A 20,130-nucleotide genomic window follows, 5' to 3' on the forward strand; every position below is an offset into this window, starting at 1 on the left:
CGATTCGTTTCCCGGTTCGGACATCGCCACTGACCGACGATCACTCCTCGCTTTCGGAGACCCGCCGCCGGTGGACGATCCCCTGGTTGTTCGCTGTGTTGGCGGCGAAATTGCGGAACGCATCGCCCACGTCAAGGTCGGACAGGACGGCAGGCCGCCCTTCGTCGCCGCGCTGGCGGATCTCGGGATCAAGTGGGATCGAACCCAGGAACGGCATGTCGACGTCGGCGGCGAACTCCTCGCCGCCACCCTCGCCGAAGATGGCGTGGTCGCTGCCACAGTCCGGGCACTTGAAGGAGCTCATGTTCTCGACGATTCCCAGCACGGGTGTCTCGTGGCGGCCGAACATCTCCAGGCCCTTGCGAGCGTCGTCGATGGCGACGCCCTGCGGGGTCGTGACGATCACCGCACCCGTGACAGGGACGGTCTGCAGCATCGTGAGTTGCGTGTCGCCGGTCCCCGGCGGGAGGTCGACGACCAGATAGTCCAGGTCGCCCCATTCGACGTCCTCAAACAGCTGCGTCAGCGTCTGGTGGACCATCGGGCCCCGCCAGATCACGGGGTCGTCCTCGCCAAGCAAGAAGTCCATGCTCATGAGTTTCATCCCGTGTTTCTCTGGCGGGATGATGCGCTCGTCTTCGGTGGCTTCGGGGCGCTCGTGGGCGTCGAGCATCCGCGGGACGTTCGGTCCGTAGATGTCAGCGTCGAACAGCCCGACTCGGGCGCCCCGATCGGCGAGTCCCGCTGCGAGATTGACCGAGACCGTGCTCTTGCCGACGCCGCCTTTCCCGGAGGCGACGGCGATCACGTTCTGCACGCCGGGCAAGACATCGCCCTCGGCTTCGCGTTCAACCGTCGCTGACAGATCCACAGCAAGATCGGGTGCTGCATCGCCGATCACCTCGCGAACGCGGTCAGCGATCGCCGTCTCGGTCGGCGAGAAGGGCGCCCCGAGGGCGAGATCGATACGAGCAGCCCCGTTATCCAGTTCGACGTCGTTGACCAGCCCCAGCGAGACAATATCGTCACCCAGCTCCGGGTCCTCGACCGATTTCAGCAACTCCCGCAGTTCTGCTTCGTCCATGCATCGCGATAGGCCCCGAGCGAGCGAAAAGGCTTGTGACCCCGCCTCGGTCGGCCGTGCTCGGTCACTGACGATCAACGATCCACCGGTTCGCCAGGACCGATCGTGAACGCACAGTCGGCCGCCAGCCTGAGAACAGCCCGATCGCCGAGTTCGACATCGCTGAGTCGTTGGCCGATCGAATGGTCCCCAAACGAGACCGACGCCCGGGAACTCGCCGGCCAGGCCCCTGCCCGTCCCCGCAATGCCGTGGGCTCCCGGAGGAGTTCGCCGTCCGATTCGGTGAAGTTGTAGCCCGAGAACCGGATCGGCACGGTCGGCGGTCGCTGGATCGACGCGGTGAGCAATTCCGTCCCGTCAGCGGTGACTCTCGCCGTCCGCGTCCGGCCATCGTCAGTCACGTCAATGTTGACGACGAGCTTCGGATAGCCCCAGATGTCGACACCGAAGGCGCGGGCGGGTTCGGTCGTCACCGGGAGCGTGTAGACGTAGCCACTGACGGGGCGACGTAGCAGCGAGACAAACGGGACGGTTCGCCGCCCAGCTTCGACGGCGGGAATCAGGACACCCACCTCGTCGTACGACGAGATGGTCTCGTCGCCGACGCGGTCGTACCGGACGATGAGTACCGTCAGCGCAGCCCGATCGGATCGCATGCCGACGGGTTGGAGCCCGACCGGGAGCAGGCCCAGTAGGTCGTCTCGATCCGCCGGGAAAACAGCCCCCGCGATCGTCGCCGAGAGTGAGACTGGCAGTTCGAACGTGTGGCCGGTCGAGACCGTGATAGACTCGCTCATTCGGCAATCATCCTCCGGAATCGACACAGGGCCCCAAGCGCGCCCATGGTCACACGCTGTCCGAGATCCTGGATCGGTTCTGGTAGCCATCGGGTCGCCAGAATCAGCTTCGCCGGCAGGCCAACGGGATAGCGAGCGGCCGGCGTTTCGGCCGTCGAAGCGTCGTAGATCGTCGCTGCGACCCGCTCGGGCGAAACAGCGAGTGGCCCGCCGCCAAGCAGCCCAGTACCATCGAGGGCGTCGTAGATGTTCGCGTATCTGTTCGAGCGCTCGAATCCGGCAAGGTGACGGTCGGATGCGGCAGCGAGGTCGGTGTCGACCCAGGCGGGTTCGATTAGCGTCACGTGCACATTCTGGGTCGCGACTTCCACGCGAAGCGTGTCGAGCATCCCCTCGACGGCGTGTTTCGACGCTGCATACGCACCCATTCCGGGGGTCGTCACGCGCCCATGCGTGCTCGAGACTGCAATAGCTGTCCCGTCCCGCTGGCGCAACAGCGGCAGCGCGGTCGTGATCGTTCGGAGGGTGCCGTGGACGTTGACCGCGAACTGTCGGTCGATTCGCTCGGGTGGGAGGTCTTCGAGTGGGCCTGGCTGGCAGTAGCCGGCGTTGGCGACCACCGCATTGAGTCCGCCAGCCTCCTCGCGAATCCGCTCGAAAATATGATCCAGATCGTTCTGGTCAGTCACGTCTACCGTCGCCGTGTGACAGCCCTCCAGCGTCGCGAGACCGTCGACATCGACGTCAGTGGCGTAGACCTGCCAGCCGCGAGTCCCAAACTGCTGGGCCGTCGCCCGGCCGATCCCGGAGGCAGCGCCTGTCACGAGAACGGTATCCATCGACGGAACGATTGTCTCCACGGAGCAAAGTCGTTGCGCCCGTGGCCCCGGTCGTCACCTCATCGAGGTGTGCTGTCACGCAACCGTACGTGATATACCCTCACACCGATAGGGCGACCCTTTCGTTGCGTTTATATACCGACGACGGATACCGAATAGTACGCATCGTGCAGGGGCACCGGCCCCGAGTCCGCGAGGGCGCAAGTACGTGACAGCGAGTCGTGGTAGCCAAGCGGCCCAAGGCGCATGGTTGCTAACCATGTGGCGTAAAGCCTCCGGGGTTCGAATCCCCGCCACGACGTTTCACGATCCCAACATATGAGCGCAGAAGACCCAGACGCGGACGTGCCGGAGGACGACGAAGACTTCCGGTACTTCGTCCGCATCGGACAGGCAGACCTCGACGGGACGAAGTCCGTCGAACGAGCCCTGACAGACTTGAACGGCATCGGCCAGCGCGCGGCCCGCATTATCGCCAACGACGTCGACATCGACCGCCGGGAGACCTTCGGTCGGCTTGAAGACGATCAGATCGAAGCTATCGTCGATTGCGTCGAAGGGTTTGCCGACGAGGTGCCCGACTGGCTGGCAAACCACCGTAACGACTTCTTCGACGGGGAGACGACCCACGAGATCGGGAACGATCTCAACCTCATCCGGCGGCAGGATATCAACCGGATGAAGATGATCAATGCCTACAAAGGCGTTCGCCACAAGCGAGGGCAGAAGGTCCGTGGCCAGCGGACGAAGTCCACTGGCCGGACCGAAGGTACGATCGGCGTCAACGTCGAGGCGATCAAGGAAGAACGCGCAGAAGAAGAAGCCGCGGAGGATGAAGAATAATGGCACTCGGCTCAAACACCAAGTTCTACGAGACGCCCAACCACCCCTTCCAAGGCGAGCGTATCGCCGACGAAATGGGGTTGACCGGGCAGTACGGCCTCAAGAACAAAGAAGAGCTCTGGCGTGCCCAATCGGAACTGCGAGGGTATCGCCGCGAAGCCCGTCGGTTGCTCGGTCGGGACGCCGACGAGCGCGAAGCCGAGGAGTTCCTCGGTCGCCTCAAGCGACTCGGCATTCTCGGTGACGAGGACCGCCTCGACGACGTTCTATCGCTGGAAGTGACGGATGTCCTCGAACGGCGACTCCAGACGGTCATCTACCGGAAAGGGTTGGCCAATACGGTCGATCAGGCCCGACAGTTCATCACGCACGGCCACATTCTGGTCGAGGGACGGCGCGTCTCGATCCCCTCGAAGATGGTGGCCGTCGCCGAGGAATCGGGCATCGAGTTCGACGAGGCGAGTCCGCTCGCCGACGATCTCCACCCAGAACGCGCGGAGGAACGATAATATGGCAGAAGACGACGGCAAGTGGGGCATTGCCCACGTGCACGCATCGTTCAACAACACGATCATTACGATCACCGACCAGACCGGCGCCGAAACGCTGGCGAAGAGTTCGGGCGGGACGGTCGTCAAGCAGAACCGTGACGAGGCCTCGCCGTACGCGGCGATGCAGATGGCCGAAACGGTCGCCGAACAAGTACAGCAACGAGGTATCGACGGTGTGCACGTTCGTGTGCGCGGCCCCGGCGGGAATCAACAGCAGAACCCCGGGCCGGGCGCCCAGGCGACCATCCGGGCGCTGGCCCGTGCAGGTCTGGAGATCGGCCGGATCGAAGACGTGACCCCGATCCCGCACGACGGCACCCGCAGTCCAAAGTCGAGTGGATTCTAACATGGCCGAGTACGACGTCACGTTCATCGAACGCGAGGAACGCGAGGCCCGGTTCCTGATCCGGGGCGTCACCCCCGCGTTCGCCAACGGCATCCGGCGGGCGATGATCGCAGACGTGCCGACGTTCAGTATCGACACTGTCCGCGTCATCGAGAACTCGAGCGTGATGTTCGACGAGCAGATCGGCCTTCGGCTCGGGCTAGTACCGTTGACAACCCCACTCGGTGACTTCGACATCGGTGACGAAGTGACCCTAGCCCTGGACGTCGAAGGTCCCGGAACGGCGTACTCCGGCGATCTGGTGGCAAACGACGAGATGGTCGAAGCTGCCGATACGGACATCCCGATCATCGAGCTCAAAGAGGATCAGCGGCTCGAACTCGAAGCCGATGCCGTTCTCGAGACGGGCCGAGACCACGCCAAACATCAGGGCGGTGTGGCGGTCTCCTATCGACACCTCCAGGGCGTCGAGAACGTTGGCGAACGCGATGAGTTCGCCGACGACGAGTCCCACATCATTCGAGGTGTCATCGAAGACGACGGTGATCTGATTCCCACCGAGGACTTTGGCAACGATCTGACGAACCGCTATCCCGACACCGAAGTCAAGGTTGAAGACGTCCCGGGAGCGTTCGTCTTCCACGTCGAAACGGACGGTTCGTTCGACGTCGACACGCTCGTGACCGAAGCGACGGCCACGCTCCGGTCCCGGGCCGAAGCACTGACAGACGCGGTTGCACTGTAACGATGATTCGCCCCCAAAAACCGACATCGACGGCGCCCGCTGCCCCCCGTGGTGCGAGCGGCGCGACCGTCAGGACCGAAAGCGGTTTGAAGGGGCAGGCAAAACCGAAATACGCGTGCAGGGATAGCCAAGTCTGGCCAACGGCGCAGCGTTCAGGGCGCTGTCCCGTAGGGGTCCGCAGGTTCAAATCCTGCTCCCTGCACTTTTCAGGAGGAACGTTATGAGTAAAAGTAATCCGAGACTGCGTAGTCTCATCGCCGACCTGAAGTCGGCCGCCCGCGAGGGCGACGGAGACGTCTGGAGCGACGTCGCCGAGCGCTTAGAAAAACCGCGGCGCACCCACGCGGAAGTCAACCTGGGCCGCATCGAGCGATACGCCCAGGAAGACGAAACCGTGATTGTGCCCGGAAAAGTGCTCGGCAGCGGCGTCTTGCAGAAAGACGTCACCGTCGCTGCCGTTGACTTCTCGTCGACGGCCGAGCGGAAGATCGACCAGGTTGGCGAAACGCTACAGCTAGAACAGGCACTCGAACAATTCCCCAACGGCTCGAACGTCCGGGTGATTCGATGAGCATTGCAACGATCGACGCAGACATCGTCGTCGATGGCCGCGACTGTATCATGGGCCGGGTCGCCAGCCAAGTCGCCGAGCGCGCCATGGACGGCGAGACCGTCGCCGTGGTCAACGCCGAACACGCCGTGATTACCGGCGACGACCAGGATGTCTACGAGACATACAAAAAACGGACGGACGTCGGCAACGAGCAGGGCAGAGCGTACCCCAAACGACCCGACGGCATGTTCAAGCGAGCGATCCGTGGGATGGTGCCCCACAAGAAACAGCGTGGTCGCGAGGCTTTCGAAAACGTCCGCGTGTACCTGGGCAACCCGTACGACGAGGAGCCGACGGTACTGGACGGGACGTCGCTGGATCGACTGTCGAACATCAGATTCGTCCAACTGGGCGACCTCTCGGCACGACTGGGAGCCAAGGTAACATGGTAACGAACACGTCAGGCAAGAAGAAGACTGCCGTTGCCCGCGCAACCGTCTCGGAAGGCGAGGGCAAGGTCCGAATCAACTCCCAGCCCGTCGAGCTATTCGACCCGGAGCTGGCGCAACTGAAAATGCTGGAGCCGTTCCGCATCGCCGAAGACGAGCTCCGAGCGGCCGTCGACGTCGACGTGACCGTCGAGGGCGGTGGCGTAATGGGACAGGCCGACGCCGCACGAACGGCGATCGCACGCGGACTGGTCGAACACACCAACGACGCGGAGCTCCGGGACGCCTACATGGCCTTTGACCGGTCGCTGCTGGTCAACGACGTTCGCCAGAGCGAGTCCAAGAAGTGGGGCGGCCCCGGAGCCCGCGCGCGATACCAAAAATCTTACCGCTGAGGTGAACGAACGTCATGATGATACCGGTCCGATGTTTCACCTGTGGCACCGTAATCGCCGGACACTGGGAAGAATTCAAAGAACGCGCCAGGGAGGGAGACGAAGATCCCGAGGTCGTGCTGGACGAACTTGGCGTCGAACGGCACTGCTGTCGGCGGATGCTCGTCTCCCACGAGGATCTGGTTGACGTCGTGGCACCCTACCAATGACTGGCGATCAAGACTACAACCGCTACGAGAAGGCTCGCGTCCTGGGCGCACGGGCGCTGCAGGTAGCATACGGGGCGCCGGTACTGATCGACACCGACCAGACCCAGCCGATCCTCATCGCGGCCGAGGAGTACGACGCTGGGGTCCTGCCGTTCACAATCAATCGAGGTAACTAACAATGACGCTTATCACCAACGTAACACTCCGACGCGTACTGGATTCGCGAGGCAACCCGACTGTTGAAGCCGATGTCACCACCGAGAGCGGTGGCTTCGGTCGTGCGGCCGCACCGAGCGGTGCGAGCACGGGCGAACACGAAGCGATCGAACTCCCGCCGAGCGAGGCCATCGCGAACGCCCGCGACCTGGCCGTCCCGCGACTGGAAGGTGAGGTCTACGCCGGGAACCAGCGCGAAGTCGACGCCGCACTGCACGCCGCCGACGGGACCGACGACTTCTCGGAGATCGGCGCCAACTCCGCCGTCTCCATCTCGATGGCCGCCGCAAAGGCCGGCGCTGACGTGCTGGGTGCGCCGCTGTACCAGCACCTCGGCGGCACCTTCCGTGGCGATCAGTTCCCGACGCCGCTCGGGAACGTCGTCGGCGGTGGCGAACACGCCGAGGAAGCGACGAACATTCAGGAGTACCTCTCGGCACCTGTCGGCGCACCGAGCGTCACGGAAGCCATCTTCGCCAACGCGGAGGTCCACGCCGAGATCAGTTCGATTCTCGAGGGTCGCGGCGTGCCCGTCAACAAGGGCGACGAGGGTGCGTGGGCGCCGCCGATCGGCGACGACGAGGCCTTCGAGGTCGTTGCAGAGGCGACCGACCGAATCAGTGAGGAACGCGGCTTCGAGATCAGCTTCGGGCTGGACATGGCCGCCGCCGAGATGTACGACGCTGAGGCAGAGGAGTACGTCTATGAAGGCGAGCCCAACCGCTCGACCCAGGAGCAGATCGACTACGTCGTCGAGATGGTCGAAGAGTACGACCTCGCCTACGTCGAGGATCCCCTCGACGAAAACGACTTCGAGGCATTCGCCGAGCTGACCGAACGCGTTGGCGACCAGACGCTCATCTGTGGCGACGACCTCTACGTGACGAACGTCGAGCGCCTTCAGGAAGGTATCGACCTGGGCTCGTCGAACTCCATCCTCATCAAGCCCAACCAGATCGGGACGTTGACCGACGCGGTCGACGCGATCGAACTGGGATCGAAGAACGGCATCGAGTCGGTCGTCTCCCACCGGTCGGGTGAGACCGAGGATACGACGATCGCCCACCTGGCCGTCGGCGCGGCCGCCCCCTACATCAAGACGGGGACGGTGGCCGGCGAGCGGACGGCCAAGCTGAACGAACTCATCAGGATCGAAGAGAACGCATGAGCGACGACGACGAGACAGACATCGAAGCAGACGAACCCGAGGCCGCCTCGGAATCCGCCGGAGAGGCCAGCGCGGTCGCCGAGGAAAGTACGCCCGAGGCGGACAGCGGAGAGCCGTCGGGCGACGACGAGGTCGGGGAACAGGCAGTAGAGCAAGCAGCGGCAGACGAGGCCGAAGACGTCCCCAGCCAGGACGAGGACGTCATGCCGGACGAGCAGGCCGAGGCGGACCTGCTGATCCCGGTCGACGATTACCTCTCTGCTGGTGTCCACATCGGGACCCAGCAGAAGACCACGGACATGGATCGGTTCATCCACCGCGTCCGGACCGACGGGCTGTACGTGCTGGACGTCTCGATGACCGATACGCGCATCCGGAAGGCCGCGGACTTCCTGGCTAACTACGAGCCAGAGCAGATCCTCGTGGCCTCCTCCCGGCAGTACGGTCGCTTCCCGGCCGAGAAGTTCGCCGACGCAGTCGGTGCGCGCGCCCGGACCGGTCGGTTCATCCCCGGGACGCTCACCAACCCCGACTACGAGGGCTACATCGAGCCCGACGTCGTGGTCGTGACCGACCCGATCGGTGACGCCCAGGCCGTCAAAGAGGCCATCACGGTCGGCATTCCCGTGATCGCCATGTGTGACTCTAACAACACGACCGGCAACGTCGATCTGGTCGTCCCGACCAACAACAAGGGTCGACGTGCGCTGTCGGTCGTCTACTGGCTGCTAGCCAACGAGACGCTCGATCGACGCGGTGCCAAACCGGCCTACAGCCTCGACGACTTCGAGAGCGACCTGTAAGTCGATACCACGCAGTTTCGAATTTGTTTTCTCTCGGTTCGTTCGGACAGACCTGGCTCCGTCGATCTCTCCGGTTACCAAAGGCATTACACCGAACCGAACTGTGTGATAGTATGGCACGATCTCGGACGACAGCCCTCTTTTGGGGGGCGGGAGCCCTCGCGTGGGTCCTGGGGATGGTCGCCGCGCGGCCGTTAGTGGGCGGCGATCCGACGCTGGTCGTCGCCCAGACGGTGATCGAAGCTGCACCCGGTTCGATCGCGACGTGGGCGATCGAAACGTTCGGCAAATACGCCCAGTGGCTACTGGTCGTGGGGGTTTCGCTCGGGATCGTCGGCGCTGGTGGGGCGATCGGCATCGCACTCGATCGAGGTGGCTTCAATATCCGGCGGCGAGTGCAGGCGGCATACGCGATCGCACTGGGCGTGTTCGCGATCACGGCCAGTGGCTTCTACGTCGCTGGTGACGGAATTTCGAGTCGGTGGCTGCTCGCGACCGTCCTCGCGGTCGTGCCGCCCGGCGCAGTCTGGTGGGCACAGGTCGGCCCGCGAGGACCGGTCGGTCGCCGGCGCGCCATGCGACGGATGAGTGGGGCCGCCGGGACAGTGCTCGCCGGCGGTGTCCTGGCCCGCGTCCTCGGGGAGTCTCGCTCCGTCGGCGGCGTCCAGCCAGACACGGAGCTCGACCCAGTGGACGAAAAGACGGAGACCGGAACGACGACACCAGCACCGACGGGCACGCCCGGCAAGGAAACACTCGAATCACGGAGCGAAACCGATGGCATTGTCGTGACTCGGGCCAATAGCGACGACGCGTTCGGATTCGACTTCGAGGGGATGCCCGATCGCGTCGGGACGGCCCAAGACCACTACGTCGTGGACAAAAATATCTCGGCTCCGACCGTCAACACCCAACAGTGGGAGTTGACCATCGACGGGGCTGTCATGGATCGTCGAACGCTCAGTTACGACGAGTTGCGCGAGCATCCGGCCGCCCGCGAACTGACGCTGACGATGGTCTGTATCTCGAATACGGTCGGTGGCGATCTGATCAGTACGACTGACTGGACCGGTATCCCAATCAAGACACTCCTCGAAGAGACTGGCGTCCAAACGGACGCCATCGACATCGTCACCCACGCGGCCGACGGCTATTCGGAGGCCCTGCCGTGGTCGGTCGTCTCCGATCGAGAGGACATCTTCCTGGCGTTTGGCATGGATGGGAAAACACTCCCAAGGAGCCACGGGTTCCCGGCCCGGTTGCTCATCCCCGGTCGGTACGGAATGAAATCGACCAAGTGGGTGACGGATATCGAAGTCTCGACCGCCGATCACGAGGCCTACTGGGAGCAACGAGGGTGGGACGAGCGTGCGGTTATCAATACGCTCTCGTACATAAGAGCAATCCAGCGTCGGGGCGAACAGATCGCCGTGGGTGGGGTCGCCTACGCAGGCATTCGCGGCATCGAACGCGTCGAAGTGAGTCTCGACGATGGCAAGACGTGGGCCGATGCCACCCTCGAGGCGGCCCCCTCACCATATGCCTGGCACCGCTGGCGCTACGAATTCACGCAACCAAACGCGGAAGCACTGAACGTTCGCGTGCGAGCGACTGACAGCGAGGGGAATCGACAGCGAGGCGTGCGGTCCAATCCACACCCGGGCGGATCGACCGGGCGGCACTCCGTGACGCTCTCGCTGTAGTTGTCATCAATTCAGACACCGACCATTCCGCGAGCAAGCGCGAGACCAGTCCGGTAATACGATGGCCGGGTGACGCGATCGTGTTCTTCGCGAGTGAGCTTGAAGTCGAAGATGTCGAGGTTCTCCGCGAGGTGGTCCCGGGAGGTCGACATCGGAATCGTCGCGACGTTTTCGTGCTGGGTCGCCCAGCGGATCGCGACCTGTGGTCCGGTCTTTTCGTAGCGGTCACCGAGGCTCTCAAGCAGTTCGTCACCGAGCAGTCCGCCGTTGGCCAGCGGGCTATAGGCCGTCAGCATGACATCGTTGTCCTGACAATACGAGAGCAGTTCGCGCTGGGGCCACCACGGGTGAAAGAGTACCTGGTCGGTCAGGATCGGTGCATCCGAGAGCTCCCTCGCGCGCTCCAGGCGGTCTTTCCCGAAATTGCTGACGCCGATGTGGCGAGTCATCCCGCGATCGACGGCCTCGTTCAGCCCAGTCATGACATCTTCGAGGTCGGCGAGTGGATGTGGCCAGTGAATCAACAACAAATCGACGTAGTCGGTCCCCAGTGCTTCGAGGCTGTCCTCGACCGAGGTGACGATCGATTCGACCGAACGATGGGTCGGGTTGACCTTGGTGGTGAGGAAGATATCTTCGCGATCGACGTCTGCTTCCTCGATCGCTCGACCGACACCCGATTCGTTTTCGTACAGTTGCGCAGTGTCGACGTGGCGATATCCCAACTCCAGGGCGTTGCTGACCGCGTCGTAGGCAGTTTCGGTGGCCATTTGCCACGTGCCGACGCCGATCGACGGGACACGTGCGTCTGAGACAGTGACGTATTCCATCAAGGGGACTTCGGGTGCCACCGTCAAGAAGCCACGGGCACCTCACGGAAGTATGCGACTCACGGTGGCACGGTTCTTTGCCACCCAGCGGTAGCCTCGCTCGCGTGCCCAGGCGTACCCCGGAACGGCCCGGATTGCCCTGAAAAAGCCGGGCGGGACGAGTTCGGTCTTGGCCAGCCCACGCTCGACGGCTTCGCCACAGGAGTAGACAGTCTCGTCGGTGACGAGGTGGGCACACTCGCGGTAGTCTTCGGGCAACCGATCGCGGAGTGCTTCCGACAACTCGCTGAATCCCACGATCTCGACGCGACCGTGACGCGCGACGAAGCGGGCCGACCGGGTACAGAAGCCACAGTCGTCGTCGTAGACGAGCGTCGGAGCCATACGATAGCTACGAGTGCCAGGAATAAAGAGTCACGTACCGCAAAGAAGGCGACAGGTATAGGCGACACTTGGGCAAACGAGCTACTATGGAAGCCTGGAAAGTGATGCTCGCTACGAGCGGCATCCTTCTCGGATTCGCCGTCATCGCCTCGATCACGAACGTCTCGCTGACCGGGCCGACCGCCGCCGCCATCGTGGTCGTCGTCGGCATCGCAAGCGTAGTGCTGTACGTGACAATGAAACACGGCTACCAGCTCGGCCGAAAACTCGGCGAGAATATGGGCGAGGACTGATCGGGGATATCTTCTTGCGGGTCGCCAGCGTTGGCCCACTCATGGCTGAAGGGAATACACTTCTCAACGCAGTACTGGGCGCGGTCGCGACGGCACTCCTGGCGTTTGTCCCGTTGTCACCACTGCTGGGTGGTGCCGTCGCGGGCTATCTGCACGGTGGTGATCAGTCCGACGCGATCACCGTCGGCGCTCTGGCTGGGTCGTTCGCGGCGATTCCACTCGTGTTCGTCTTGGCGTTGCTGGGTTCGATCATTCCGTTTCTTCCGGCATTGGGCATCCCCGGCTCGATTTCGGCACTGGTCGGCATCGTTGCGTTCCTGGCCGTCCTCGCGCTGCTCGCCTACACGGTCGGCCTGAGTGCGCTCGGTGGCCTCCTCGGCAAGTACGTCGCCAGGGAGACCGATATCGAGATCTGAACGACCGGTTCACAACGCCCATTACGGTCCCCCGGAAAACCCCGAGCATGGTTACAGCGAGCGCGCCGGGGAAAGTGTATCTGTTCGGCGAACACGCCGTCGTCTACGGCGAGCCCGCCGTCCCCTGTGCGATCGAGCGCCGGGCGTCAGTGACGGCGACCGAACGATACGACGACGCCTTACGGGTCTACGCGGGCGATCTGACCCTGGACGGGTTCACTGTCGAATACAGCGGCGACACGACCGGACGACCGGACGTCGACGTCGAACAACCGCTGCTGGACGCGGCAATGGGCTACGTCAACGAAGCGATCGAACAGGCACGGGACGCCGCTGATCGACCGAACGCGGGCTTCGACGTCACGATCGACAGTGCGATCCCACTCGGTGCCGGATTGGGATCCTCGGCAGCCGTCGTCGTCGCCGCGATCGATGCGGCGACGCGAGAACTGGGCGAGCCACTCCCCGCCAAAGCGGTCGCCGATCGCGCCTATCAGGTCGAACGCGCCGTCCAGGACGGCGAGGCGTCGCGTGCGGACACCTTCTGCTCGGCGATGGGCGGGGCCGTTCGCGTCGAAGGTGATGACTGTCGGCGACTGCCCGACGTGCCGACCCTCCCGTTCGTGATCGGCTACGACGGCGGGTCGGGTGACACCGGCGCACTCGTTTCGGACGTTCGCGCGCTACGCGAGGAGTATGATTTCGCCGCAGATACGGTCGGGGCGATCGGCGATCTCGTCCGTCACGGGGAAGGAGCCATCGCCGAGGCGGACCTGGCGGAACTCGGTCGGCTCATGAACGTCAACCACGGCCTCTTATCGGCGCTTGGCGTCTCGGCCCGCTCGCTGGATTCGATGGTCTGGGCGGCCCGCGAAGCAGGCGCGCTGGGTGCGAAACTCACCGGGGCTGGTGGGGGCGGCTGTATCGTCGCACTCGACGAGACAGCGGCGACGAAACGGGCACTCGACTACACGCCCGGCTGTGAGGAAGCGTTCAGGGCGGAACTGGACACCGACGGCGTCCGGGTGGAAGACCAATGAGTCAAAGACTGCGGGGGAAGACGGCATGACGACCGTCCTCAAACTCGGCGGGAGCGTCATCACGGAGAAAGAGTCGCCCGAAACCATCGACGAAGCGGCGCTGACAGCGGCGGCCGATGCCATCGCCGGCAGCAACGTCGAGGATCTGATCGTGGTCCACGGCGGCGGCAGCTTCGGTCACCATCACGCCGAGCGCTACGGCGCCAGCGCCACGGAGGGCACCGACGACGCCGCGGGCGTCTACGCGATTCACGACGCCATGGGGCAACTCAACAGCGCGGTCGTCGAGGCCCTCCAGTCGGCCGGCGTCCCGGCGGTCCCGGTCCACCCGTTCTCGCTCGCCTACCGGGACAGGGACGGCGAAACGACACTCCCGACGGACGGCATCGAAGGACTTCGCGCGGAAGGGTTCGTCCCGGTGCTGTTCGGTGACGTGGTCGTCCAGTCCGGCGCGGGCGCGACGATCCTGAGCGGCGACGAGATCGCGGTCATACTCGCCCGCTCGCTGTCGGCAGACCGGATCGGCCTCTGTTCGAGCGTGCCGGGCGTACTCGACGAATCGGGGGCAGTAATCGACCGAATCGACGACTTCACGACTGTGGCCGACGCCGTCGGGGCCAGCGAGGCGACCGACGTGACCGGCGGGATGGCCGGGAAAGTCCAGGCGTTGCTGGACGTGTCGATCCCGGCCTCGATCTTTGGCCCCGATGGGGTGTCGGCGTTTCTGGGCGGCGAACGTCCGGGGACGCTGATCGTCGGCGGCAGGTGAGAGGGCGACGCCCGTAATTTACTTCCCTGCGGTTTCCGTTTGCCAGGGTATGACAGCGATCAATCCGAAAGCGAGTGCCCGCTACTGGGCACGGCTGTTCGGGTACTTCCTGGTCCTCGCGGTGATCGGTGGCGGCTTCACGGGCGGCGGCATCTATCTGCTCGACGAGGCCGAAGCATTCCCTGGCGGCCCGGGTGTAGATGTCGGTACAGAACTGGCAGCCGGTGGCGTCCTCACGGCCGTCGGCGTCCTACTGGTACTGGCTGGCTTCTTGACGATTGTGCTCAACGTCGTCGCCGACGGCGTCCGGGCCGGTGTCGAGGCGGCAAGTGGCCCAACTGAGACGGTTGCCAGCGACGCCGAGACAGCCGACGAACCAGCAACAGACGACGTTGAGACAAAGACATTTGCCCCAGGTGAGACTGCATCAGCACCACAAGCCGGTGGCGACCAGCAGCACGTAGTGTCAGCCCAGGCACGAGCCAGCGCGGAAGACGACGAAGCCTGGAAGCGTGAGGTCGAGCAGAAACTCGAGACAGAAGGCGAGCGAGCGAGTGGCGAACGCGCCGCCCAGCGTCCGGAACAGACGGCAACCGACGACGAGAGTCCGCCAGCGGAGAGCCAGTCCGGCGGTCAGGAACGGCCCGGCGCGAGCGAGCCAGTCACCCGAAACGCCCCGGCGGAACCTGGCCGCGACACCGATGAATCACCAGCGGAGGACCAACTTCCCGACCAGTCAGCCGAAGACGAGCGGGAGACGATGACTCCGGCCGATAGCGAAGACACTGGCGCAGACGAGGCCGACGAGTGGGTCAGTGCCGAGAAAGTCCAGGGAGAGCAGCCAACCACCGAGCCCAGCGAGCAACCGGGTGGTCCAAGTGACGAGCCGGCAGCCGAGGAGCTCCCCGAAGAGGGCGGGGACGCTGACAAGCCACAAGAGCCCAGAGACGCCAGCGACCTCTTTGGAACTGACACGGCAGAAACAGGCGAGACGGACGACGAATCGTCGGACAATCCACTCGCCCCGGACACCATCGAACCGCAGGACGACACACCGTCTGACCCCTTCGCGGACGCCGATGAGTCGGCCGAGAGTGATGACGAGGAAACCAACCACGAGCCACAGTAGCGACGGCTGGTCGAACCCGCACGGTTTTTATCGCCCCGCCACATAGACCCTCGTAACCGAGCGTTCGGCCGCCCGACTGCGGACGTGGCGGCCGGCGGATGCACGTCGATCGACCGTCGCGCCGGTGTCGGGCACGACTGCCCCACCGGCGTCGGGTCGGCTGGCCAGTGACCGATCGCTGGCTCGCCGGTCCAACGGTCCTCGCGGACGACGGTCGGCAGTCGCTGAACTCGACCGCGGACCGTCGGCCCGCCACAGCCTCCGTCGGGTGGCCCACTCGGAGGAGCAACTATGGAAATCGAGATTGCCACCATTGGCGGCTACGAGGCAGTGGGACGACAGATGACTGCGGTGCGGGCGGGCGAAGATGTCGTGATCTTCGACATGGGCCTGAACCTCTCGAAGGTCCTGATCCACGACAACGTCGAGACCGAGCGGATGCACAGCCTGGACCTGATCGACATGGGGGCGATCCCGGACGATCGCGTCATGAGCGAGATTGAAGGCGACGTCAAGGCCATCGTGCCCACGCACGGTCACCTCGACCACATCGGCGCGATTTCGAAGCTGGCCCATCGCTACGACGCGCCGATCATGGCGACACCCTTTACGATCGAGCTCGTCAAACAGCAGATCCAGGGCGAGGAGAAGTTCAGTGTCGAAAACGACCTCGTGAAGATGGACGCTGGCGCCACCACGTCGATCGGTGACGACGGCGTCGAACTCGAGTTCGTCAACGTCACCCACTCGATCATCGACGCGATCAACCCCGTGCTTCATACGCCCGAGGGCGCAGTCGTCTACGGGCTAGACAAGCGCATGGACCACGACCCGGTCGTCGGCGACCCGATCGACATGGATCGGTTCCGCGAGATCGGCGACGAAGGCGTCCTCTGTTACATCGAGGACTGTACGAACGCCCAGAAGAAAGGCCGGACACCAAGCGAGTCCGTCGCGCGACGGCACCTCAAAGACGTCATGTACAGTATGGAGGACTACGACGGTGGGATCGTCGCGACAACGTTCTCCAGCCACATCGCCCGTGTAAAGAGTCTTGTCGAGTTCGCCGAAGACATCGGCCGCAAGCCAGTCTTGCTCGGCCGCTCGATGGAGAAGTACTCCGGAACGGCCGAACGGCTCGATTTCGTCGAATTCCCTGACGATCTGGGGATGTACGGCCACCGCAAATCCGTCGATCGCACGTTCAAGCGAATTATGAGCGAGGGCAAGGAGAACTTCCTCCCGATCGTCACCGGCCACCAGGGCGAGCCACGCGCGATGCTCACCCGGATGGGGCGTGGCGACACGCCCTACGAACTCGAAGAGGGCGATAAGGTCATCTTCTCGGCCCGCGTCATTCCCGAGCCGACCAACGAGGGCCAGCGCTACCAGAGCGAGACGCTGCTCAAGATGCAGGGCGCCCGTATTTACGACGAAGTCCACGTCTCGGGCCACCTCAACCGCGAGGGCCACTACGAGATGCTTGACGCCCTCAACCCCGACAACGTCATCCCGGCCCATCAGGACATGGAAGGGTTCGCGCCGTACGTCGATCTCGCCGAGAGCGAGGGTTACGAGCTCGGTGAGGACCTGCACGTCACGCGAAACGGTAACGTGATCACGCTGGTCGAATAATCAGATGGCGATGACGGATACCGACGACTCGGCCGCGGTAATGGAGGCCATCGAGTGGCGTCGCGGGCAGGTCAACGAGGCCATCCCGGAGAACCTCCCGGTTGTCGAGCCGACGAAACTCTACGAGGCCTCGCGGTATCTGCTCGACGCCGGCGGCAAGCGCCTTCGGCCGACGATCCTGTTACTCGCAGCGGAGTCGCTCGCCGATGTCCCGCCGCGCAGTGCCTCGTACCGTGACTTTCCCGCCACGGGCGACCGGATCAACATGATGTCGGCGGCAGTGAGCATCGAGATCATCCAGTCGTTTACGCTCATCCACGATGATATCATGGATGACGACGCCATGCGGCGGGGTGTCCCAGCCGTTCACGAGGAGTTCGACCTCTCGACAGCGATTCTCGCTGGCGACACGCTCTATGCGAAGGCCTTCGAGAACATGCTCGAAACCGGAGCGACCGGGGATCGATCCGTCCGGGCGCTCTCTGAACTGGCGACGACCTGCACGCAGATCTGTGAGGGCCAATCGCTGGACATCGAATTCGAGACCTACGACGAGGTCACGACCGAGAACTACTTAGAAATGGTCGAACTCAAGACTGCCGTGCTCTATGCGGCGGCAGCCTCGATCCCGGCGATCCTCATGGGGGAAGACGATCATATTGACGCCCTCTATCAGTACGGCCTCAACATCGGCCGTGGCTTCCAGATCCAGGACGACCTGCTTGATCTGACCACGCCTTCCGAGAAACTGGGCAAACAGCGCGGAAGCGACCTCGTCGAGGGAAAGCGGACGATCATCACCGTCCACGCCCGCCAGCAAGGCGTCGACGTGGATTCGCTGGTCCCCGCCGAGGACGTAGACGCAGTCGAAGAGGAGACAATCGAAGAGGCGGTCGCCGTCCTCGAAGACGCGGGAAGTATCGACTTCGCCCGCGAGACTGCCGAAGGGCTCATCCAAGACGGGAAAGACAACCTCGACGTATTGCCGGACAACGAGGCGCGTGATCTCCTGGAAGGGATTGCGGACTTCCTGATCGAACGGGAATACTGAGTCGACGGCCCAGCCGAACGGATCCGCAATCGGCCGAGTTTTATCCCCCAGGCCGGTTAAGAGCGGGCATGGACGACGATCTTCGCGAGCGCGTTGCAGCAACCGCTGAGGAGAGCGCGCTGTTCAACGCGTTGAAACACGATAGCGACGCCCAAGTGGGGGCGATCATGGGGCCGCTGATGGGTGACAATCCGGAATTTCGGGAATTCGGCGACGAGATTCCGGGAGTCATCGCACCCGTCGTCGAGCGCGTCAACGACCGCTCGACCGAGGAAAAACGCGAGCGGCTGGCCGAACTTGCACCGGAACGTCTCGAAGAACTCGATGCGGAAGACGAGAGCGAGGACCATGCTCTCCCCGACCTTCCCAACGCCGACGCATACGACGAGATCCGGATGCGCGTCGCTCCGAATCCGAACGGCCCCTGGCACATCGGTCACGCCCGGATGGCCGCCGTCGTCGGCACCTACAAGGACCGCTACGACGGGTACTTCCTCTGCCGGTTCGACGACACCGATCCCGAGACCAAACGACCCGATCTCGACGCCTACGACGAGATTCTCGACGCCATCGAGTACCTCGGGTTCACGCCGAATCGAGTTCTCAAGGCCAGCGACCGCCTGGAGACCTACTACGCTTACGCGCGGGATCTGATCGATCTCGGTGGGGCCTACACGTGTTCGTGTCCGGCCGAGGACTTCTCCAATCTGAAAAATAACGGTGAGTCCTGTCCCCATCGTGAGAAGGATCCCGAGACCGTCCGCGACGAGTTCCAGGGCATGATCGATGGGCTCTACGAGCCTGGAGAGATGGTCCTGCGGATCAAGACCGACATCGAACACAAGAACCCGGCCCTACGTGATTGGGTCGCGTTCCGCCTTATCGATACGCCACATCCCCGCGAGGAAGCAGCGGAGTATCGCTGCTGGCCAATGCTGGACTTCCAGAGTGGCATCGACGACCACCTCACGGGGGTCACCCACATCATTCGTGGGATCGACCTCCAGGATTCGGCAAAGCGCCAGCAGTTCGTCTATGACTACTTCAACTGGGAGTATCCCGAGGTGATCCACTGGGGCCACGTCCAGGTCGACGCCTTCGACGTGCCGATGAGCACCTCAACGATCAAGGAACTGATCGAGGGCGGCGAGCTGGACGGCTGGGACGACCCGCGCGCGCCGACGATCGCCAGCCTCCGCCGACGTGGGATCAGCGGGGAGGCTATCGTCGAGGCGATGACTGAACTCGGAACCTCGACCAGCAACGTCGACCTGGCGATGTCCTCGATCTACGCGACCAACCGCGAATTGATCGACGACGACGCCGACCGGGCGTTTTTCGTCCGGGACGGGGTCGAAATGGATCTCTCCGGCGGCCCCGAACGCGGTCAACCACCGATCCATCCCAACCACGAGGAGCGCGGCAAGCGGACGATCCCAGTCGGTTCGGCAGTGCTAATCGAGGCGGCGGACCTGCCGCCCGAGGGCGAACGCGTCTGGCTGAAAGGGTACGGCTGTGTCCGCCGGACGGACGAGCGAGCGTTCGAATACACCGACGACGACATCGAGGTCGTTCGCGAGGGTGACGTGGACGTCATCCACTGGGTGCCGGCGACGACGAGTGTCCGTGCGCGACTGCGGACGCCCGACGGTGACGTCACGGGTCACGTCGAACCTGGATTGCTCGGCTACGACGAAGACGACATGGTCCAGTTCGTCCGCATCGGCTTCGCACGGCTAGACGCCGTACCCGAAGCGACCGACCCGACGGACATCGGTGCGGACGACGAACTGATCGCGTACTTCGCGCATCCGTGAACTGACCGAGTACGGCCCGACAAAATACTGAAACGGACGAACTGTCACGGAGCCACTTCCATCAA

Annotated in this window: 25 protein-coding genes and 2 tRNA genes; 22 read left to right on the top strand and 5 right to left on the bottom strand. The window is 63.7% G+C overall.

The features are described from left to right. Positions 1-40: 40 nt before the first annotated feature. The 3 genes from HZR20_RS00835 to HZR20_RS00845 form a co-directional block, all read right to left on the bottom strand. Positions 41-1,084 (bottom strand): Mrp/NBP35 family ATP-binding protein, encoded by a 1,044-nt coding sequence (locus tag HZR20_RS00835; protein ID WP_181684702.1) that lies wholly within the window; start codon positions 1,082-1,084, stop codon positions 41-43. 74 nt (positions 1,085-1,158) lie between these two features. After that, the gene (locus HZR20_RS00840; RefSeq protein ID WP_181684703.1) at positions 1,159-1,881 is read right to left on the bottom strand and encodes an acetoacetate decarboxylase family protein; all 723 of its coding nucleotides are present in this window, start codon (positions 1,879-1,881) and stop codon (positions 1,159-1,161) included. Continuing rightward, on the bottom strand, positions 1,878-2,720 hold the full coding sequence (locus HZR20_RS00845; RefSeq protein WP_181684704.1) for an SDR family NAD(P)-dependent oxidoreductase: 843 nt from the start codon (positions 2,718-2,720) through the stop codon (positions 1,878-1,880). Before HZR20_RS00845 ends, HZR20_RS00840 begins: the two co-directional genes overlap by 4 nt. A 218-nt stretch (positions 2,721-2,938) precedes the next feature. Between HZR20_RS00845 and HZR20_RS00850 the strand changes: the two genes are divergently transcribed. The 14 genes from HZR20_RS00850 to HZR20_RS00915 all read left to right on the top strand — a co-directional run bounded on the left by HZR20_RS00850 (position 2,939) and on the right by HZR20_RS00915 (position 10,701). Next, positions 2,939-3,021 (top strand) — tRNA-Ser (locus HZR20_RS00850). A gap of 17 nt (positions 3,022-3,038) precedes the next feature. After that, positions 3,039-3,563, top strand: a complete 525-nt coding sequence (locus HZR20_RS00855) for a 30S ribosomal protein S13 (RefSeq protein ID WP_181684705.1) — start codon at positions 3,039-3,041, stop codon at positions 3,561-3,563. Continuing rightward, positions 3,563-4,072 (top strand): 30S ribosomal protein S4, encoded by a 510-nt coding sequence (locus tag HZR20_RS00860; protein ID WP_181684706.1) that lies wholly within the window; start codon positions 3,563-3,565, stop codon positions 4,070-4,072. Before HZR20_RS00855 ends, HZR20_RS00860 begins: the two co-directional genes overlap by 1 nt. Position 4,073: 1 nt before the next feature. Then, positions 4,074-4,460, top strand: coding sequence for a 30S ribosomal protein S11 (locus HZR20_RS00865; RefSeq protein ID WP_154552116.1), 387 nt, complete (start codon positions 4,074-4,076; stop codon positions 4,458-4,460). A 1-nt stretch (position 4,461) separates the two neighbouring features. After that, positions 4,462-5,205: a DNA-directed RNA polymerase subunit D gene (locus tag HZR20_RS00870; protein WP_181684707.1), complete on the top strand. Its 744-nt coding sequence runs from the start codon at positions 4,462-4,464 to the stop codon at positions 5,203-5,205. A 117-nt stretch (positions 5,206-5,322) separates the two neighbouring features. Then, positions 5,323-5,407, top strand: a tRNA-Leu gene (locus HZR20_RS00875). Positions 5,408-5,425: 18 nt separating this feature from the next. Beyond that, positions 5,426-5,776 carry a 50S ribosomal protein L18e gene (locus HZR20_RS00880; protein ID WP_181684708.1) on the top strand — a complete coding sequence of 117 codons (351 nt, stop codon included), beginning with the start codon at positions 5,426-5,428 and terminating at the stop codon, positions 5,774-5,776. Then, positions 5,773-6,210: a 50S ribosomal protein L13 gene (locus tag HZR20_RS00885; protein ID WP_181684709.1), complete on the top strand. Its 438-nt coding sequence runs from the start codon at positions 5,773-5,775 to the stop codon at positions 6,208-6,210. Before HZR20_RS00880 ends, HZR20_RS00885 begins: the two co-directional genes overlap by 4 nt. After that, a complete protein-coding gene (locus tag HZR20_RS00890; protein WP_181684710.1) occupies positions 6,204-6,602 on the top strand; it encodes a 30S ribosomal protein S9 in 399 nt (132 codons plus the stop codon). Before HZR20_RS00885 ends, HZR20_RS00890 begins: the two co-directional genes overlap by 7 nt. Before the next feature lie 14 nt (positions 6,603-6,616). After that, on the top strand, positions 6,617-6,811 hold the full coding sequence (locus tag HZR20_RS00895) for a DNA-directed RNA polymerase subunit N (RefSeq protein WP_181684711.1): 195 nt from the start codon (positions 6,617-6,619) through the stop codon (positions 6,809-6,811). After that, positions 6,808-6,987, top strand: a complete 180-nt coding sequence (locus HZR20_RS00900; RefSeq protein WP_181684712.1) for a DNA-directed RNA polymerase subunit K — start codon at positions 6,808-6,810, stop codon at positions 6,985-6,987. Before HZR20_RS00895 ends, HZR20_RS00900 begins: the two co-directional genes overlap by 4 nt. A 2-nt stretch (positions 6,988-6,989) precedes the next feature. After that, on the top strand, positions 6,990-8,195 hold the full coding sequence (eno, locus tag HZR20_RS00905) for a phosphopyruvate hydratase (RefSeq protein ID WP_181684713.1): 1,206 nt from the start codon (positions 6,990-6,992) through the stop codon (positions 8,193-8,195). Continuing rightward, positions 8,192-8,998: a 30S ribosomal protein S2 gene (gene rpsB, locus HZR20_RS00910; protein ID WP_181684714.1), complete on the top strand. Its 807-nt coding sequence runs from the start codon at positions 8,192-8,194 to the stop codon at positions 8,996-8,998. Before eno ends, rpsB begins: the two co-directional genes overlap by 4 nt. A 113-nt stretch (positions 8,999-9,111) precedes the next feature. Then, positions 9,112-10,701: a molybdopterin-dependent oxidoreductase gene (locus tag HZR20_RS00915; RefSeq protein WP_181684715.1), complete on the top strand. Its 1,590-nt coding sequence runs from the start codon at positions 9,112-9,114 to the stop codon at positions 10,699-10,701. Positions 10,702-10,712: 11 nt separating this feature from the next. Here HZR20_RS00915 and HZR20_RS00920 read toward each other — a convergent pair whose 3' ends face one another. Next, complete coding sequence (locus HZR20_RS00920; RefSeq protein WP_181684716.1) at positions 10,713-11,531, bottom strand: aldo/keto reductase; 819 nt, start codon at positions 11,529-11,531, stop codon at positions 10,713-10,715. A gap of 42 nt (positions 11,532-11,573) precedes the next feature. Next, entirely contained in the window at positions 11,574-11,915 is a 342-nt protein-coding gene (locus HZR20_RS00925) for a thiol-disulfide oxidoreductase DCC family protein (RefSeq protein WP_181684717.1), read from the bottom strand. Between the two features lie 86 nt (positions 11,916-12,001). Here HZR20_RS00925 and HZR20_RS00930 point away from each other — a divergent pair, with 86 nt between their 5' ends. From HZR20_RS00930 to HZR20_RS00965, 8 genes are all read left to right on the top strand, one after another. Then, a complete protein-coding gene (locus tag HZR20_RS00930; RefSeq protein WP_181684718.1) occupies positions 12,002-12,208 on the top strand; it encodes a hypothetical protein in 207 nt (68 codons plus the stop codon). Positions 12,209-12,249: 41 nt separating this feature from the next. After that, on the top strand, positions 12,250-12,624 hold the full coding sequence (locus HZR20_RS00935) for a DUF5518 domain-containing protein (RefSeq protein WP_181684719.1): 375 nt from the start codon (positions 12,250-12,252) through the stop codon (positions 12,622-12,624). A 47-nt stretch (positions 12,625-12,671) separates the two neighbouring features. Continuing rightward, entirely contained in the window at positions 12,672-13,664 is a 993-nt protein-coding gene (gene mvk, locus HZR20_RS00940) for a mevalonate kinase (protein ID WP_181684720.1), read from the top strand. 25 nt (positions 13,665-13,689) lie between these two features. Next, positions 13,690-14,433, top strand: a complete 744-nt coding sequence (locus HZR20_RS00945; protein WP_181684721.1) for an isopentenyl phosphate kinase — start codon at positions 13,690-13,692, stop codon at positions 14,431-14,433. Positions 14,434-14,482: 49 nt separating this feature from the next. Beyond that, positions 14,483-15,562, top strand: a complete 1,080-nt coding sequence (locus HZR20_RS00950; protein WP_181684722.1) for a hypothetical protein — start codon at positions 14,483-14,485, stop codon at positions 15,560-15,562. Between the two features lie 291 nt (positions 15,563-15,853). Next, a complete protein-coding gene (locus HZR20_RS00955) occupies positions 15,854-17,197 on the top strand; it encodes a ribonuclease J (protein WP_181684723.1) in 1,344 nt (447 codons plus the stop codon). Positions 17,198-17,207: 10 nt separating this feature from the next. Beyond that, positions 17,208-18,248 carry a geranylfarnesyl diphosphate synthase gene (gene idsA3, locus HZR20_RS00960; RefSeq protein WP_181685057.1) on the top strand — a complete coding sequence of 347 codons (1,041 nt, stop codon included), beginning with the start codon at positions 17,208-17,210 and terminating at the stop codon, positions 18,246-18,248. Positions 18,249-18,316: 68 nt separating this feature from the next. Further along, positions 18,317-20,065, top strand: a complete 1,749-nt coding sequence (locus tag HZR20_RS00965; RefSeq protein ID WP_181684724.1) for a glutamate--tRNA ligase — start codon at positions 18,317-18,319, stop codon at positions 20,063-20,065. Positions 20,066-20,130 lie beyond the last annotated feature (65 nt).

Origin of the sequence: Halorhabdus salina, from assembly GCF_013839425.1 — an archaeon.
Taxonomy (GTDB): Archaea; Halobacteriota; Halobacteria; order Halobacteriales; family Haloarculaceae; genus Halorhabdus; species Halorhabdus salina.